The following is a 15,780-nucleotide window of genomic DNA, read 5'->3' on the forward strand; positions in this document are numbered from 1 at the left end:
GCGAATGGTTCGTCGCCGCGCCCCACCATGAGTGACCGATTGTGTTTGCGCCCTTGGGCGCAAAGGAATGTATTTGCGCAGGAATTTCAACAGTTCGAAGCTGGTTCGTTTGCTCGGCGATGCCTCTGCGGTCGACGCCGACACGAGCCGGCAGGACATCGCCGAACGGCTGAGCGCCTGGGTCGGCGTGTTCGACTCCGTGACGCTGCACGCGGCGCACCAGTCGATCCGCGCGGTCGTATCCGCCGACCGCGCCGAGCCGCCCTCCGCCCGCGCGCTGGCGTTGCAAGAGCAGGTGCACCGCGTGCGCTCGGTACTGGAGAAGGCGATCACCACCAACGAGGTGGAAGCCGGCGGCGACCGACGCAGCCGGCATGCGGCCGGGCCGGTCGAACCGACGCCGGAAGAACAGGCCGACTTCGCGCCGCAGCGCCAGCGCTACCTCGACCAGCAGCGCAACATGGACCTGATGATCGGCCCGCTCCGGGCCAATTTGCGCGAAGCACTAGCGGCGGCCTCGCCGCGGCTGCGGCAACTTGCCGCGCTCGACGCGGTGTGGGAGCAGATGCTCGAGCCGCACGAAAGAAGGTTGCTGCCCACCATGCCGGGGTTCCTGGAGCGGCGCTTCCAGCAACTGCGCAACGACCACGCGCAGGACGACCCAGCCGCGTGGCGACGGCCCGGCGGCTGGCTCGACGTGTTCGACCGGACGCTGCAGGAAGTGCTGCTGGCCGAGCTCGACGCCCGGCTGCAACCGGTGATGGGCCTGATGGAAGCATGGAACAGCGGCGCAAGCCGCCACAGCAATAAAGAGGTTGAGAAGCACCCATGAACAGGATTGTCTTTGCCGCCGCCTTCGCCATCGGTCTGTTGACCGTGGCCTGGGTCGGCGTGGGTTTCGCGGGCGTGAATGCACTGGCCCTGCTGATGACGGCGGTGATCGCCGCGGTGTACCTGCTCGGCGCGTTCGAGCTCAGGCAGTTCCGCGCGGCCACCACGGCGCTGGCCACCGCGCTGGCCGAGGTGCCGCAGCCGCTTGGCGACACCGGCGCCTGGCTGGCCCGTGTGCCGGCCTCGCTGCAGAACCCGGTGCGCCTGCGAATCGAGGGTGAACGTGTCGCCCTGCCCGGCCCGGCGCTCACGCCCTACCTGGTCGGCCTGCTGGTGATGCTGGGCATGCTGGGCACCTTCCTCGGCATGATCGTCACCTTCAAGGGTGCGGTGTTCGCGCTCGAAGGCTCGACCGACCTGCAAGCCATGCGCGCGGCGCTGGCCGCACCGATCAAGGGCCTGGGCCTGTCGTTCGGCACCTCGGTGGCCGGTGTGGCGGCCTCGGCGATGCTCGGCCTGCTCTCGGCGCTGTGCCGGCGCGAACGGCTGGCCGTCGCGCGCCAGCTCGACAGCCTGGTGGCCACGGTGTTCCGGCCCTTCTCGCTCGGCCATCAGCGCCAGCGGGCCTTCAAGGCGCTCGAGGTGCAGGCGCAGGCGCTGCCGCAAGTCGTCGACCGGCTGCAGGCCATGATCGAAGGCCTTGAGCGCCGCAGCCAGCAACTCGATGCGCAGCTGCTCGCGCGGCAGGACCAGTTCCACCGTGACGTGGGCATCGCCTACACCGGCCTGGCCGACAGCGTGGGCGCTTCGCTGAAGGACAGCCTCGCGGCCGGTGCACGCGCCGCGGGCGAGAGCATCAAGCCGGTGGTCGAGGCCGCGATGGCCGGCGTCGCCGCCGAATCGCAGCGCCTGCACCAGCGGCTGTTCGATGCCACCCAGGCGCAGTTGACCGGCCTGTCAGACGCATTCGGCAGCACCGCGCGCGGCGTCTCCGATGGCTGGGCCACGGCGCTGCAGACCCATGCCGACACCAGCGCGGCGCAGGTGGCGCAACTGGACCGCGCCCTGCTCGCGTTCAACCACGCCTTCGAACAACGCTCGGCCGCACTGCTGGCCCGGGTCGAAGAGACAGCGGCACGGTCGCAATCCGACCAGGCCGCCGCCGACCAGCAGCGGCTGCAGGGCTGGACGCGCAGCCTCGAAGCCATGGCGGCCACGCTGCGCGACGACTGGCGCGAGGCCGGCGCCCAGAACCTGGCGCAACAGCATGCCGTGTGGGCCAAGCTGGAGAAGACCATCGGCGACATTACCGAACGCGCCAGCCAGCAGGCCGAACGCACGCTCCACGACACGGCCCGGCTGCTCGCGCAGTCCGAGGAACTGATCAGCGCGCGCATCGCCGCCGAAGCCGGCTGGGTGCAACAGCACGGCGAACGCATGGAGCAGCTCGCCGGCCTGTGGGGCAGCGAAATCGGCACCCTGCGCAGCGACGAAGCCGCACGCGGCCAGGCTGCCCTGGACCGCCTCGCCGAACTGCAGGCCGCCCTCGCCGATCACCTGGCCACACTCGGCAATGCGCTCGAGGCGCCGATGACGCGGCTCATGCAGACCGCCGCCGAGGTGCCACAGGCCGCAGCCGGCGTCATCACCCAGCTGCGCGAGGAGATGGCGCGGCTCGGCGAACGCGACAACCGGGCGGTCGAAGAACATGCGGTGCTGGTCGAGAAGATCGGCGGCTTGCTGCAGACGCTGAACCAGGCCTCGGGCGAGCAACGCGCCGCCATCGAGTCGCTGGTGGCCTCCGCCACCACGGTGCTCGACCAGGCGGCGAGCCGCTTCTCGGCCACGCTGCAAGCGCAGGCCGGCGCGGCCTCCGACGTGGCGGCACAGGTCGGCGGCAGCGCGATCGAACTCGCGGCACTGGGCGAGGCCTTCAACCATGGCGTGACCCTGTTCAGCAGCAGCAACGAGAAGCTCATGGACGGCCTGCAGCGCATGGAAGCCGCACTCGGGCAATCCGCCGCGCGCAGCGACGAACAGCTGGCCTACTACGTGGCGCAGGCGCGCGAGGTCATCGACCTGAGCATGAGCTCGCAGCAGCAGATCGTGGAAGACCTGCGCCGGCTGCGTGGCGCCCAGCGCGCGGTGGCCGAGGACAGCGCGGAATGACGGGCCTGGACAGCCAGGTGGACGGCCTGGACGATGGCCTGGAGCAGACCGCACCGGTATGGGCCGTGTTCGGCGACCTGATGTCGGGCCTGCTCGGCGCCTTCGTGCTGATCCTGGTCGGCGTGATGGTGGTGCAGATGGACCTGGTGGCGAATCTGCAGGCCGAGGTGGGCAAGCGCCAGGTGGAGGAACAGCGCCGCGTGGCCCTGGAGAAGGCGCTGGCCGGTCCGCTGGCAGCGGGCCGCGTCACGCTCAACAACGGCCGCATCGGCATCAGCGGCAACGTGCTGTTCCCGCTGAATTCCGACCAGTTGCGGCCCGACGGCCGGCAGTTGCTGAAAAGCCTGGTGCCGCCCCTGCAGGTGTATCTGGGCGAACGCGACGACATGCTGATGGTCAGCGGCTTCACCGACGACCGCGCGATCCAGCCGGGCAACCAGCGTTTCGCCGACAACCTCGACCTGTCGGCCCAGCGCGCCCTCACCGTGACGCGCGCCCTCATCGAGGAAGGCATGCCCTCCTACCGCGTGTTCGCGGCGGCCTTCGGTGCCGAGCAGCCGGTGGCGGCCAACACCAGCGAGAACGGCCGCGCGCTGAACCGGCGCGTGGAGATGGCGCCGGTGCCGAGGTCGTCGGACGCCAAGCCTGCGAAGCCATGAGCGACCGGCTTCAGGCGCTGCGGGAGCAAGGCGCGCAGCGTCTCGATCCCACGCGCTTCCATTACCTGGAGGTGCTGGCCAGCCGGCTGCCTGAGGCACCCGAGCGCGTGAGGCCGACGCTCGAAGACAAACTCCAGGAGGCCGTGGCCGAATACGAAGCGCGCTTCGCCCAGGCGGCCGATGCCGCACGCGGCCAGGTGGCCGAACTGTTCGCCGCCCGCCCCGAGCTCGCGCGGGAACTGCGCCGGCTGTTCAAGGCAGGCGACTTCAAGGCGCTGGGCAAGCTGCGCCCGAGCGCACCGCGGCCGATGGCCGAACTCAACCGCCACATCCGCGGCGTCACCGGCCAGGACGCGGATGCCGAGATGAAAAGCGTGCGCCGCTTCTTCGAGGTGTGGTCCAGAATGGCGGCCGTCGACCAGGTGGAACAGGCCGTGGGCCGCGGCCCCGAAAAGGCGGGGCCGCTGAACTCGCACATGCTGGTGCTGAATTCGCTGGCGCTGATGCGAACCCTCTCGCCGAGTTACCTGCGGCGCTTTCTGTCGCATGTGGACACGCTGCTGTGGCTCGACCAGCAGGGCCAGAAGCCGATGCCGGTCGAGGCCAAGGCCAAGCCCCCGGCAGCGCGCCGCGCCCGCCCGAAAAAATAGCGCAGCGCACCGGCTGTGGGGGACGACCGGAAAAGCGTCGCCATCCCGCTGTCGCCCACGGAGGAACAAGGCGGCGTCCGACAATCCGCATGAAGTTCGCTCGCGTACTTTCCCCAGGCACGACTTGATGCCCATTTGAAAAGGAAACGTGATGAGTGACTCTTTTGAAAAACGCGACGATGAAGACGGCAAGCCGAACCCGGTGATCAATGCCATGTCGAATGCAGTGGCCGCCATCCGCGCCGACGACGACCAGATCGCACTGGCCAAGGCCCATGAAAGCCTCGGGCCGAAGGCCATCGAAAAACTCGATGTGGCCACGGCCCGCGCGCAGCCGACGGCGGCCGATGCCGTGCAGGCCTTACTGCGCGAGCAGGGCCGCAATGGCTCGCCCGAGGCCCTGGTGCCCGGCGTGACGAGCAGGGACACCCTGGTGGACGGCGCCACGGGGCCGCTGCCGGCCCGCATCTACACGCCGGAAGGCGCAGGGCCGTTCCCCGTGATCCTCTACTTCCACGGCGGCGGATGGGTCATCGCCGACAAGGACGTCTACGACGGCGGCGCCCGTGGCCTGTCCAAGCAGGCGCATGCGGTGGTGGTGTCGGTCGATTACCGCCAGGCACCGGAGTTCAAGTTTCCCGCCGCATGGGATGACGCACTCGCCGCCTACCGTTGGGTTACGACTCAGGTCGCCACGGTGAACGGCGATCCAAACCGCATCGCGCTGGCGGGCGAGAGTGCCGGCGGCAACCTGGCCGTCGCCACCGCCATCGCCGCACGTGACGCGGGCCTGCCCGCGCCACGGCACGTGCTCAGCGTCTATCCGGTGGCCCAGACCAGCCTGAACACCGAGTCGTATCTGGAAAATGCCATCGCCAAGCCGCTGAACCGCGCCATGGTGGCCTGGTTCGTCGACAAGCTGATCCGCAGCGAGGAAGACCTGAAGGATCCCCGCCTGAGCCTGGTCGACGCCGATCTTGCCGGCCTGCCGCCGGTCACCATCATCAACGCCAGGCTCGACCCGCTGCGCAGCGACGGCGCCAAGCTCGAAGACGCGCTGCGCGACGCCGGCGTGCCGGTGGAACGCCGGAGCTACGAAGGCGTGGCGCATGAGTTCTTCGGTGCGGCGGCCGTGCTGGAGAAGGCACGCGAAGCCCAGGCGTATGCAGGCGAGCGGCTGCGCGCCGCGTTCAGCGGTCGCTGAAACGACGATCTCAGGGAAGCTGGTCGAAGCCTGAGATGTCCAGCCCGAATTCGTCGCGCGCAGGCGTGGACGAATATTCCTTGAGCCGGTTGTACAGCGTCTTCAGGCTCAGGCCGAGCGCGGCGGCGGTGCGCTCCTTGTGCCGGCCGTAGTGTTCGAGCGTGGCCAGGATCAGCTGGCGTTCGACCTCGGCCAGCGGCGTGCCGATGCGGAAGGTGAGCGCCGTTGCGACGCCCCGCCCGGCCCGGGGCGCTTCCCGCCAAGCCTGGCCGACCGGCAGGCATTCGTCGAACACGATTTCATCCTGGGCCATCACGTAGGCCCGCTGCACGATGTTGCGCAGTTCGCGCACGTTTCCTGGCCAGCGGTAGTCGGCCAGCCGCTCCAGCGCCACAGGCGCGAAACGTTTTGTCAGCCCTTCGCGGCGCGCGATTTCGGCCAGGAAGTGGGTCGCCAGCAGCGCAATGTCCTCGGCGCGCTCGCGCAGCGGCGGCATGTGGATCGGAAACACGTTGAGTCGGTACAGCAGGTCTTCACGCAGGCCGCCGGTGGCCACGGCCTGCAACGGATCACGGTTGGAAGCGGCAATCAGACGCACATCGGCCTGCTGCTGCTGGGTTGCCCCGACGCGCATGAAGCTGCCGGTCTCGAGCACGCGCAGCAGCTTGACCTGCAGGTCCAGCGGCATCTCGGTGACCTCATCGAGGAACAGCGTGCCGCCGCTGGCCCGCTCGAAAAAGCCCTGGTGCTGGCGCTCGGCACCGGTGAAGCTGCCTTTCTCATGCCCGAAGATTTCGCTTTCCATGAGGTGCGGCGAGATCGCACCGCAGTTGACGGCCAGGAAGGGTTGGCCACGGCGCCGGCTCAGGTCATGCACGGTGCGCGCCACGAGTTCCTTGCCCGTGCCGCTTTCGCCGGTGACGAACACCGTGACCGCCGTGTCGGACACCCGCGTGATCTGCTCGTACACCCGGCGCATCGGCGCCGAGCGGCCCCACAGGAGGCCGAAATGGCCGTCGGCCTCCGGCACCGTGCGCGACGCCACCGGCGGCAGTCCGATGGGACCGCGACGTAGAAGACGATCGTCGGGTGAAATCGCCAAGATGGTGCTCGCCTGTAGTTGAGTGTCATTGTGAACGTTTTATGTACAGGTCAAGCAGAGTATTCGCACCTAAGCTGACGTAGGTCGACTCTTACTGTCGAGATATTTCATGATGCGGCATCCCTCGGGTTATCTGCGCAGATTCTGCAACCTGTAGCACGGCTGGCAGCCCTGGCTGCGGCATAGGGCCGCCGTCCTATAAAATCGATGCCGACCAGCCTCTGGATCGATACCACGAACCGCTGCATGAACACCGCCACCCATTCCCCTTCCTCCTCCCGATGGCGCCCTGCCCTGGCCGCGGCTTGGCTCTGCGCATGGGCGTGGCTGGCCCTGGCGGGCGGGCCGGTCCAGGCCCAGGAAATCCGCAACTTCCCGCCGGCGGCGATGCGCGGCCGCCTGCTCGTGACCACACCACCGCAGGTGCAGCTCGACGGCAAGGCCGACGTGCTCGCGCCCGGCGCCCGCATCCGCAACACGCAGAACATGTTGGTGACCTCTGCGGCACTGGTGGGGCAGGAGGTGCGCGTGAACTACACCCGCGAGACCACCACCGGCATGCTGCAGGAAGTGTGGGTCCTGACCGATGCCGAAGCCGCGCTGCGCCGACCCGGCAGCGAACGGCCCTGGTACAACTTCTTCTTCGGCGACACGGAAGAAGTCACGCCGAAGTAGGCCGCCCGGCCCCAGCCTGTGCGGGCTCGAAACGCATGGACCGACTCCCCAGCATGGCGCCAGGCGCCGGCGGCGAGCCCCCCTACCGCCCAACCAAGCATCCCCATGAGCAAAAAAGTCTTCATCAAAACCTTCGGCTGCCAGATGAACGAGTACGACTCGGACAAGATGGTCGATGTCCTGCATGCCGCCGAAGGCTACGAGGCCACGCAGAACGTGGACGAGGCCGACCTCATCCTGTTCAACACCTGCTCGGTGCGCGAGAAGGCGCAGGAGAAGGTGTTCTCCGACCTGGGCCGCATCAAGCACCTGAAGAAAAAGGGCGTGCAGATCGGCGTGGGCGGCTGCGTGGCAAGCCAGGAGGGCGCGGCCATCATCCAGCGTGCGCCCTACGTGGACGTGGTGTTCGGCCCGCAGACGCTGCACCGCCTGCCCGACATGCTGAAGACCCGCGCGCGGCTCGACCGGCCGCAGGTCGACATCAGTTTCCCCGAGATCGAGAAGTTCGACCACCTGCCGCCGGCGCGGGTCGAAGGCGCTTCGGCCTTCGTGAGCATCATGGAAGGCTGCTCCAAATACTGCAGTTATTGCGTCGTACCGTACACGCGCGGCGAAGAAGTGTCGCGGCCGTTCGACGACGTGCTGGTCGAGGTGGCGGGCCTGGCCGACCAGGGCGTCAAGGAAGTCACGCTGCTCGGCCAGAACGTGAACGCGTACCGTGGCGCCATGGGAGATACGGCCGAGATCGCCGACTTCGCGATGCTCATCGAATACGTGGCCGAGATCCCGGGCATCGAGCGCATCCGCTACACCACCAGCCATCCCAACGAATTCACGCAGCGGCTGATCGACGTGTATGCGACGCAGCCCAAGCTCGTGAGCCACCTGCACCTGCCGGTGCAGCACGGTTCCGACCGGATCCTGATGGCCATGAAGCGCGGCTACACGGCCATGGAATACAAGAGCACGGTGAGGAAGCTGCGCGCCATCCGGCCCGACATGGCGATGAGCAGCGACTTCATTGTCGGCTTCCCCGGCGAAACACAGGATGACTTCGACAAGATGATGAAGCTGATCCATGACGTGGGCTTCGACAACAGCTTCAGCTTCATCTTCAGCCCGCGCCCCGGCACGCCGGCGGCGAACCTGCATGACGACACGCCGCACGAAGTCAAGCTCGCACGGCTGCAGCACCTGCAGGGCGTGATCGACGCCAACGTGCGCGCGATCGCCTCGCAGCGGCTGGGCACGGTGCAGCGCATCCTGGTCGAAGGCCCGAGCAAACGCGCCGGCCAGGACCACGCGGACGGTGGCCTGGAACTGATGGGCCGCACGGAATGCAACCGCGTGGTCAACTTCCCCGGTCAGCCGCGGCTCATCGGCCAGATGATCGACGTGACGATCACCGAAGCCAAGTCGTATTCGCTGCGCGGCGAAGTGGTGACGGCCGGCGCTGCGGTCTCGGCGTGAACGGCGGCCTGCCCACCTCCGATCGGGCCGAGCCGAATACCGCTCGGACCGAGCCGAATACCATTCGGGCTGAGTCGAATACCGTTCGGGCTGAGCCTGTCGAAGCCCCGGGCTCCATCACCAAGCCCTTCGACAAGCTCAGGGCGAACGGAATTTCACCCCTCTCCGTTCGGGCTGAGCCTGTCGAAGCAGTTTTCGCCGCCTCCAGGCCTGTCCACTACCGGGAGACACCATGAAGCGGCGCCGCGGCTCCTTCCAGCAGTTGCTGCTGGTCGGCTTCCTGCTGATCGCCGCGCTGCTCGGCGGCATCGCGCTGCGGGCGGTGTTCACCTTCGACCACCTGATGGCGCAGAGCGCGGGTTTCCAGGCGCGCGCGTTACAGCTCACCGCCGCCGTGCAGTCGCTGGCCGAACGCAGCGCCAACATGGAACGCGCCTCGCGCCAGTCGCTGATCCTGAACGACGCGCCGCTGCGCCAGCGCTTCGAGGAATCGAGCCGCGAGGCACGCGCCATCCTCGACGGCCTGCTGCCGGCCGACCTGCCCACACCCGTGGCCGACCGCTGGCGCGCGCAATACAAGGTGCTGCGCGGCCTGATGGACGGCCCGCCGGAGACCGTGCTCGAGCGTGAACGCACGCTGGCCGCCGAATTCCGCGAACTGGAAGCCATCAACTCCACCGTGGCTCAGCAGGTTCAGCAGGCCATCGCCAAACGCAACCTGGAACTCACCGCCCAGCTCGAGACCAGCCGCAACAACCTCACGCGCCAAGTGATCGGCACCATCGCGCTGGCCGTGGCACTGGCCATCGCCTTCGGCATCTGGCTGGCCCGGCCGTTCAAGCGCCTGGAAAAGGCGATCGTGGGCCTGGGCGAAAACCGGCTCGAGGACGTGATCGACATCCAGGGTCCGAGCGACGTGCACCGTGTGGGCCAGCAACTCGAATGGCTGCGCCTGCGGCTCACCGAGCTCGACGCGGACAAGGCACGCTTCCTGCGCCACATCTCGCACGAACTCAAGACACCGCTGGCCGCGCTGCGCGAGGGCGTGTCGCTGCTGGAAGACGGCGTGACGGGCGAGCTCAACAGCAATCAGATGGAGGTCGCGCGCATCCTGCACCAGAACACGATCTCGCTGCAGAACCAGATCGAGGCGCTGCTGCGCTTCAATGCCGCAGCCTTCGAGGCGCGCCAGTTGCGCCGCGAAAAGACCGACCTGCTGCAGTTGCTCGAGGAACAGGTGGACGCCCAGCAACTGCAATGGCGCGCGCACAACCTCAAGGTGCGCATCGAGGGCGAGCCGGTCACGGCGCGCGTGGATGCGGCCAAGATCGGCACGGTGGTGGCCAACCTGTTGTCCAACGCAATACGGTTTTCGCCGGAGGGCGGCAGCATCGTGCTGAAGCTCTCGGCCGAAGACGGTCTGGTGCGCATCGACATCCGTGACCACGGCCCGGGCATCGCCGGCGCCGACCGCGCGCGCGTGTTCGAACCGTTCTACCGCGGCCAGCGCCAGCCGAGCGACGCGGTGCGCGGCACCGGCATCGGCCTGTCCATCGTGCAAGAATACATCTCTGCGCATGGCGGCCAGATCAGGCTGCTGTCCGACAACCCCGGCGCCCACTTCCAGGTTGAAATACCGGGTTGACCTTCTCGTCCATGTCCATCCGACCGAATCTCCTCACCGATTTCCTCGCTTGCGCGCGCCCCACTTGGCGGGCCGGTCTGCCAACGCTCGCCGCGTTGTTGCTGTGCGCCTGCGCGGCGACGCAAGACCAGCCGCAGCGCCAGACCACGCCGCTGGGCAATCCGCCGGCCGCGCCTTTGCCGAAGCCAGCCGCTTCGGAGGCCACGGAACTGCCGCCGCCGCTCGACACGCACGCCGTGGTGGTGAGCCCGGTCAACGTCGGCACGGCGCCGGCCACCGACATTCCCCAGCGCCAAACCAATATCACCCTGCTGGCCTATGCCGACAGGCTGCGCAGCCTGTCCACACCTGATCTGATGCAGGAAATCGCGCGCCTGGGCGACCCGGCGGACGCCTCGCGGCCGCCGGCGGCGGACCTGCAACTGGCCATGGCCCTCGGCCAGACCCGCGTGCCGGCGGACCTGGCCAGGGCCCAGACCCTGCTGCAGCGCGTGCTCAGCAATCCACAGGAAGAAATGCGCCAGTTGCAGCCGCTGGCGCGCCTGCTGTCGGCGCGTTATGCCGAGCAGAAGCGGGTCGAGGACCTGCTGGAAAAGCAGAACCAGCAACTGCGTGACAGCCAGCGCCGCATCGACCAGCTCAACGACCGGCTGGAAGCCATGCGCGCCATCGAACGCAGCCTGACCTCGCGCACACCCGGCGCGGCGCACAACGGTGGCGGCACCGGCGGTGCCGCCAATGGCCTGCGCGTGCCGGCGCCATGATCACACGATGAGCACCGCTGGCAAGACCCATATCCTGGTCGTCGACGACGATGCCGACATGCTGCGCCTGCTGTCGATGCGGCTGACCGGCGCCGGCTACCGCGTGAGCGCCGTCACTTCCGCCGAAGCCGCGCTGAACCAACTCGACATCGAACGTCCGCAACTCGTCCTGAGCGACGTGCAATTGCCCGGCCGCGACGGCCTGGCGCTGTTCGACGAAGTGCGGCTGCGCCACCCTTCCCTGCCGGTCATCCTGCTGACCGCCCACGGCACGATTCCCGATGCGGTGGAAGCCACCGCGCGCGGCGTGTTCACCTACCTGACGAAGCCGTTCGAAGGCAAGGAGTTGCTCGACAAGATCGCCCAGGCGCTGTCGCTGAGCGCCCCGGCGCTACCGGCCGCGCGCGGCGACGAGGCCTGGCGCGACGAGATCGTGAGCCGCTCCAGCCGCATGGCCGAGATCCTGGCCGAGGCACGCATGGTGGCGCAGTCGGACGCGAGCGTGCTGCTGCGCGGCGACAGCGGCGCCGGCAAGGAACTGCTGGCCCGCGCCATCCACCGCGCCAGCCCGCGCGCCAAGAAGCCTTTCGTGGCGGTGAACTGCGGCGCGATTCCCGAAGCCTTGCTCGAGTCCGAACTGTTCGGCCACATGAAGGGCGCGTTCACCGACGCCGTGGCCAACCACAAGGGCCTGTTCCAGGCGGCCGACGGCGGCAGCCTGCTGCTCGACGAAATCGGCGACATGCCGCCGGCGCTGCAGGTCAAGCTGCTGCGCGTGCTGCAGGAGCGCGCGGTGCGGCCGCTGGGCTCGAGCCAGTCGATCCCGGTGGACGTGCGCATCATCTCCGCCACGCACCGCGACCTGGACGCGGCCATGGCCACCGGCCAGTTCCGGGAAGACCTCTATTACCGGCTCAACGTCGTCACGCTCACGCTGCCCACGCTGGGCGAACGCCGCGAAGACATCCCGCTGCTGGCCAACCATTTCCTCACCAAGCTGGCCGGCAAATACGGCAAGCGCTTGAGCGGTTTCGCGCCCGAGGCGCTGAAGGCGCTGACCATCGCCGCCTGGCCGGGCAATGTGCGACAGCTCTACAACGTGGTGGAACAGGTGTGCGCCCTGTCTTCCACGCCGCTGATCCCGCTGGCACTGGTGCAGCGCGCATTGCGCTCGCCCTCGGTCGAGGTGCTGAACTACGCCGATGCCAAGCAGCGTTTCGAACGCGAATACCTGGTCGGCCTGCTCAAGTTGACCGACGGCAACGTGGCCGACGCGGCCCGCCTCGCCGACCGCAACCGCACCGAGTTCTACCGGCTGCTGCAGAAGCACGAACTCACGCCCGGCCACTTCAAGGCCGACGGCGGAACGACCGCCGCGGAGCCTGTCGCCGACTAGCGACAGGCCTAAGTCCTTGATTCATATGGAATGGCACCTCTCGCACCGAGGTGTTGTCGCCGGATAGCGACAAAAACGGCGGGTTTCCTCCGCCTTCGGGCCAAACCGGCTGGAAAACACCCAAAATTTCACTCTAAGTCTTTGATTTAAAAAGACATTTCCCATGTGGCACAGGGTTTGCACTAGTCAGTGCATATGAAGCCCTCGTCGCACTCCTCCTTCCTGCCTCCCACGGGCGCCTCGGCCCCTGTTTCCACCGTGCCTGCACGGCGGCGGCAGGCGCGCGCCACCGACCGGCGCACGCTGGCCGATAGCGCCAACGCCGGCCCCTGGGGCCGCGGCGCGAAAACGGCGACAACGGCTTCGCCCGCCTCCATTTCCAGCATCACCGAATCCCGGCAACCCAACAGCGAGTCCACCATGCCACAACAGCATTTCGCCCGCATCGGCCGCCAGATCCCGGCCAACCCACCCCGCGCCAACCGCGGCAAGGTGGTCAGCCTGCGCAGCACCGTGCGCGAAGAACGCCATCCCAACGCCGTCACGGCGCCTCCAGTACACCGCGGCAGCATGACGCCGCTGCCATGGCGCGGTTTCTGGAACAGCCTGTTCACCAGCGTGCTGATGAAGGCATCGGGCCGCAAGGCGATCCGTGCCGCCGAAGGCCCGGACGCGCCCGAAGCCTGGCAGCTCGCCGCCAGCCGTCGCCGGCAGGTCTTCCTTTTGATCACCGTGCTGAGCACGGCCATGGCCACCGCCTTGTTCGCGGGCGTACAGCCCGACTACGACAACGCCTGGCTCGAATACGGCCAGATGGGCCTGTTTGCGCTGCTGTCGGCCTGGGTCGTCACCGGTTTCGTCACCGCGCTCATGGGCTTCTACGTCACGCTCAAGGGCGACAAGCACGCCTTGTCCGTCAAGGAAGTCGTGAACGAGGCGATGCCGACATCGGCCGATGCGCGCACCGCGATCATCATGCCGATCTGCAACGAAGACGTCTCCACCGTGTTCGCCGGCCTGCGCGCCACCTGCGAATCGGTCGCTTCCACCGGCCACAGCAAGGCCTTCGACGTGTTCGTGCTGTCCGACAGCTACGACCCGGCCACCATCCGCGCCGAACGCGCCGCCTGGGAAGAACTGCGCGCCGCGCTGGCATCGCACACCGACCAGGTACAGGTCGAGGTCTACTACCGCTTGCGCACCCGCCGCAGCCACCGCAAGGCCGGCAACGTGGCCGACTTTTGCCGCCGCTGGGGCAAGGACTACCGTTACATGGTCGTGCTCGACGCCGATTCCGTGATGAGCGGCGACTGCCTGACCTCCATGGTCAAGCTGATGGAAAAGCATCCTCAAGCCGGTGTGATCCAGACCGCCACGCAAGCCATCGGCCACGTGACCCTGCACGCCCGCGCCCAGCAATTCGCCTCGCGCATGACCGGCCGTCTGTTCACCCTGGGCATGCAGTTCTGGCAGCTCGGCGAATCGCACTACTGGGGCCACAACGCCATCATCCGCGTCAAGCCTTTCATGGACCATTGCGCGCTGGCACCGATCAAGGGCACCGGCGGCATGTCCGGCGGCATCATGTCGCACGACTTCGTCGAGGCCGCGCTGATGCGCCGTGCCGGCTACCACGTATGGCTGGTGTCCGACCTGGTCGGCAGCTACGAACAACAACCGCCGGACCTCCTGTCCGAACTCACGCGTGACCGCCGCTGGTGCCAGGGCAACCTGCAGAACGCCCGCCTGATGGCCGAGCCTGGCATCCACCCCGTGCACCGCGCCATGTTCGTGACCGGCACTCTGTCCTACCTGTCGGCCCCGCTGTGGCTGGCCTTCCTGACGCTGGGCACGGCCCTGTGGCTGTCCGGTGCGCAAAGCGCCGCCACGACCCAGTTGCTCGCTGCTGGCGAGTGGAATGTGCTGCCTGCCGAATTGCTGGGCCTGTGGGCCTGGACCCTCAGCATGCTGTTCCTGCCGCGCATCCTCGGCATCACCGCAGTGCTGATGAAGGGCGAACAACGCCAATACGGCGGCACGCTCAGCCTCTTGAAGAGCTCGCTGCTGGAAAGCGCGCTGGCCCTGCTGCAGTCCCCTGTGCGCATGCTGGCCCACTCGCTGTTCGTGCTGGTCGCCATCACCGGCATCAAGCTCGACTGGAAGTCGCCTCCGCGTGAGGCCATTGCCCTGGGCTGGAAGGACACGGCACGCAGCCTGGCCCCAATGACCGCCGTCATCGCCGCACTGGCCCTCGGTATCGCGGCCATCGACGCCCGTGCGCTGATCTGGCTGATCCCCGTCGGTTTGCCGTTGCTGCTGGCCATCCCGATGGCCGTGCTGACCAGCCAGATCGAACTCGGCACCGCCTTCCGCAACCGCCGCTTCCTGCTGATCCCCGAAGAGAGCTGGTCGCCCGCCGTACTGCGCCGCGCCTGGCTGCATGCACGGCGCCTGTCGCGCCCCGCGCTGGCTGCCGCATAAGGCGAGCCGCCGTCCTCCGAAAAGCCGGCCGTCGCCGGCTTTTTTCATGGCTGAAGCAAGTACGCCGGTTCAGGCTTCCTGGACGATCCGGGTCAGCGTGTCCACCAGCGGTTCGACCGCCGGCATCGTCGCCGTGCGGTAGGACATGGCAGCGCTGCGATTGATCACGAATACCTGGGCGGTATGGACGTCCGCGCTCTGCCGTGGATCTTCGCCGTCACCGGCGAGCAACTGCGACAGCCGCGCCACATCCGCCACTTGCGGCGCCACGGCCAGCCAGCCTGGGCCGGCCTCGAACTTGCGGAGCCAGCCGGCCAGGGCGGCCGGGCTGTCACCCAGCGGGTCGATGCTGAGGGACAACAACTGCACCGGCAGCTTGCGCTGGTTCAGGGCTTGTTGCAACTGGCCGAACAGGGCGCCCTGGATCGGGCAGATGGCGCTGCAGCCGGTGAACATCAACTGGACCGCGGTGATCTTGCCGGCCAGCAACGTGCGCAGATCGGTGGCCTGCCCCAGGTGCGTGCTGACCTTGGCCGCCGGTATCGGCCGCGGCGGCTGCACCGCCCCGAAAGGAAAATGCGCCGCTCCGCCCGCGGCCGAAGCCGGCGCTGGCGTCGAGGGGCCGAGGGCGGCGGAGGACTTGGCGATCGCCGAGGTAGCGACCATCGCCGTCCAGCCGAGTGCGACGCCCATCAGACGACGCCGCGGCATGAAGGGCGCCTGGATTGAACGCG

Annotated in this window: 13 protein-coding genes; 11 read left to right on the forward strand and 2 right to left on the reverse strand. The window is 68.0% G+C overall.

What is annotated here, in order from left to right; translation table 11 throughout:
• The first annotated feature begins 73 nt into the window (after positions 1-73).
• From RD110_RS22865 to RD110_RS22885, 5 genes are all read left to right on the forward strand, one after another.
• Complete coding sequence (locus RD110_RS22865) at positions 74-832, forward strand: DUF3348 domain-containing protein (RefSeq protein ID WP_157900308.1); 759 nt, start codon at positions 74-76, stop codon at positions 830-832.
• Positions 829-3,000: a DUF802 domain-containing protein gene (locus tag RD110_RS22870; protein ID WP_076202237.1), complete on the forward strand. Its 2,172-nt coding sequence runs from the start codon at positions 829-831 to the stop codon at positions 2,998-3,000. Before RD110_RS22865 ends, RD110_RS22870 begins: the two co-directional genes overlap by 4 nt.
• Positions 2,997-3,659 carry an OmpA family protein gene (locus RD110_RS22875; protein ID WP_076202238.1) on the forward strand — a complete coding sequence of 221 codons (663 nt, stop codon included), beginning with the start codon at positions 2,997-2,999 and terminating at the stop codon, positions 3,657-3,659. The genes RD110_RS22870 and RD110_RS22875 overlap by 4 nt, the downstream gene beginning before the upstream one ends.
• Positions 3,656-4,309 (forward strand): DUF2894 domain-containing protein, encoded by a 654-nt coding sequence (locus RD110_RS22880; RefSeq protein WP_076202240.1) that lies wholly within the window; start codon positions 3,656-3,658, stop codon positions 4,307-4,309. Before RD110_RS22875 ends, RD110_RS22880 begins: the two co-directional genes overlap by 4 nt.
• A gap of 151 nt (positions 4,310-4,460) precedes the next feature.
• Positions 4,461-5,513, forward strand: coding sequence for an alpha/beta hydrolase (locus RD110_RS22885; protein ID WP_076202242.1), 1,053 nt, complete (start codon positions 4,461-4,463; stop codon positions 5,511-5,513).
• A 10-nt stretch (positions 5,514-5,523) separates the two neighbouring features.
• On the opposite strand, the gene RD110_RS22890 is transcribed toward RD110_RS22885, so the two are convergent.
• On the reverse strand, positions 5,524-6,615 hold the full coding sequence (locus RD110_RS22890; protein WP_394329424.1) for a sigma-54 interaction domain-containing protein: 1,092 nt from the start codon (positions 6,613-6,615) through the stop codon (positions 5,524-5,526).
• Between the two features lie 246 nt (positions 6,616-6,861).
• On the opposite strand from RD110_RS22890, the gene RD110_RS22895 reads away from it, so the two are divergent.
• The 6 genes from RD110_RS22895 (at position 6,862) to mdoH (ending at position 15,046) form a co-directional block, all read left to right on the forward strand.
• Complete coding sequence (locus RD110_RS22895; RefSeq protein WP_157900309.1) at positions 6,862-7,290, forward strand: hypothetical protein; 429 nt, start codon at positions 6,862-6,864, stop codon at positions 7,288-7,290.
• Positions 7,291-7,395: 105 nt separating this feature from the next.
• On the forward strand, positions 7,396-8,760 hold the full coding sequence (miaB, locus tag RD110_RS22900; protein WP_076202243.1) for a tRNA (N6-isopentenyl adenosine(37)-C2)-methylthiotransferase MiaB: 1,365 nt from the start codon (positions 7,396-7,398) through the stop codon (positions 8,758-8,760).
• A gap of 232 nt (positions 8,761-8,992) precedes the next feature.
• Positions 8,993-10,405 carry a sensor histidine kinase gene (locus RD110_RS22905; RefSeq protein WP_076202245.1) on the forward strand — a complete coding sequence of 471 codons (1,413 nt, stop codon included), beginning with the start codon at positions 8,993-8,995 and terminating at the stop codon, positions 10,403-10,405.
• An 11-nt stretch (positions 10,406-10,416) separates the two neighbouring features.
• The gene (locus RD110_RS22910; protein WP_204249999.1) at positions 10,417-11,169 is read left to right on the forward strand and encodes a hypothetical protein; all 753 of its coding nucleotides are present in this window, start codon (positions 10,417-10,419) and stop codon (positions 11,167-11,169) included.
• Positions 11,170-11,176: 7 nt separating this feature from the next.
• The gene (locus tag RD110_RS22915) at positions 11,177-12,565 is read left to right on the forward strand and encodes a sigma 54-interacting transcriptional regulator (RefSeq protein ID WP_076202246.1); all 1,389 of its coding nucleotides are present in this window, start codon (positions 11,177-11,179) and stop codon (positions 12,563-12,565) included.
• A 195-nt stretch (positions 12,566-12,760) separates the two neighbouring features.
• The gene (gene mdoH / locus RD110_RS22920; RefSeq protein ID WP_239467105.1) at positions 12,761-15,046 is read left to right on the forward strand and encodes a glucans biosynthesis glucosyltransferase MdoH; all 2,286 of its coding nucleotides are present in this window, start codon (positions 12,761-12,763) and stop codon (positions 15,044-15,046) included.
• 69 nt (positions 15,047-15,115) lie between these two features.
• Here the strand turns inward: mdoH and RD110_RS22925 are convergent, their stop codons facing one another.
• Positions 15,116-15,757: an SCO family protein gene (locus RD110_RS22925; RefSeq protein WP_157900310.1), complete on the reverse strand. Its 642-nt coding sequence runs from the start codon at positions 15,755-15,757 to the stop codon at positions 15,116-15,118.
• Positions 15,758-15,780: the final 23 nt, after the last annotated feature.

The sequence above is a fragment of the Rhodoferax koreense genome (assembly GCF_001955695.1).
Lineage (GTDB): Bacteria > Pseudomonadota > Gammaproteobacteria > Burkholderiales > Burkholderiaceae_C > Rhodoferax_B > Rhodoferax_B koreensis.